Source organism: Cupriavidus sp. 05N40 (genome assembly GCF_056397305.1).
Genome location: NZ_JBFTND010000448.1, coordinates 1 through 925, shown reverse-complemented (window position 1 = coordinate 925; position 925 = coordinate 1). Strand labels below are relative to the sequence as shown.

Genomic DNA, 925 nt, shown 5'->3' with positions numbered 1-925 from the left:
CTGCTCGGCAGTCCATCCCTTTCCCATGCCGAACCCAGCATTCAGGTCGGCTTCTCTCCGGAAGGCTCGGCGCGGATGCTGGTGCTGGAGACGATCGGTAGCGCGAAGCGCAGCATCCAGATGCTCGCCTACGCGTTCCAGGCCCCCGACATCATGCAGGCGCTGGTCGATGCCAGGAATCGCGGCGTGGATGTGCGCGTGGTGATCGACAAGAAGCGCAACCTGGGCAAAGTCAGCAATGCGGCCATGGACTTCGTGACCCGCAATGGTGTGGAACTGCGGACCAACGACCATTTCCACATCCATCACGACAAGACGATCATCGTCGACGGCAATACGGTAGAAACGGGCTCTTTCAATTTCGCGCCGTCCGCCGAGACGGCCAACTCCGAAAATGTGGTCGTCATTCGAGACATGCCGGAGGTTTCGCGCCAGTACATCGCGCACTGGCAGTCGCGCTGGGATCTCGGGAAGCCCTATCCCGCGCGCTGACCGGCACCCGCACACCGGAAATCATGAGGAACAAGACTGATGAATGTGTTCGAAGCGTTCACCGAAATTAAACACCTGCCGGCCAGAGAGCGGCTTCTGATCGGCGTGAGCCTGAACAACAGGTTCGCCTGGTCTGCTGGTCGCATCGATGACCCCAGCGTCTCAATCGGCTTTGAATCTGCCGTCACGCGGGCCATCGAAGAGTTCCAGGCTGGAGACAGGCTACTGAGCATCAGGATCATTCCGTCTGGYGGCGGCCATATCGTCGTGGCGATGGGCGCGGAATCGGCCGTAGCCATCATCGACGCCATGACCAAGGGCATAGACCTCATTTCCCAACGCGGCGGAAACTGAGAAACTGCCCGGCTACAGGCACGCGGCCATCGCCGCCATCGCCGCCATCGCCGCCATCGCCGCCCTCAGCCTGATTTCA

The 925-nt window shown here is 60.8% G+C and carries 2 protein-coding genes; both read left to right on the top strand.

Annotation, left to right across the window (positions count from 1 at the left end; all coding sequences use genetic code 11):
• On the top strand, positions 1 to 492 hold a 492-nt coding region (locus AC1DO7_RS41380), incomplete at its 5' end, for a phospholipase D family nuclease (RefSeq protein WP_477117588.1).
• Between the two features lie 39 nt (positions 493 to 531).
• Positions 532 to 846, top strand: a complete 315-nt coding sequence (locus tag AC1DO7_RS41375) for a hypothetical protein (protein WP_441615947.1) — start codon at positions 532 to 534, stop codon at positions 844 to 846.
• Positions 847 to 925 lie beyond the last annotated feature (79 nt).